General features: G+C 71.4%; 1 protein-coding gene. It reads left to right on the forward strand.

The genetic code is table 11. The features are described 5' to 3' along the window. The coding region (locus R0J87_RS21085) for a GLUG motif-containing protein (RefSeq protein ID WP_498888719.1) at positions 1-266 on the forward strand (266 nt) is incomplete at both ends.

Raw genomic sequence — 266 nt, forward strand, 5'->3', positions numbered from 1 at the left:
CACCGGTCAAACGCTTCTCCGGCAGCTTCGAGGGCCTGGGCCACGCGGTCACCGGCCTGACGGTCGCCAGAAGCGGGTCCTATTCCGGCCTGTTCGGCCAGTCATCCGGCGCGATCCGCGGCGTCGGCCTGCGGGGCGGCAGCATCACGGGCGCGGATTTCGTCGGCGGGCTGGTCGGCTACAACACCGGCACTCTCACGGGAGTCTACGCGACCGCCACGGTGTCGGGCGCCTCGGACGTGGGCGGCCTCGCCGGATCCAACGAT

This window comes from Halomonas sp. SIMBA_159, assembly GCF_046536035.1.
GTDB classification, from domain to species: domain Bacteria; phylum Pseudomonadota; class Gammaproteobacteria; order Pseudomonadales; family Halomonadaceae; genus Vreelandella; species Vreelandella venusta_A.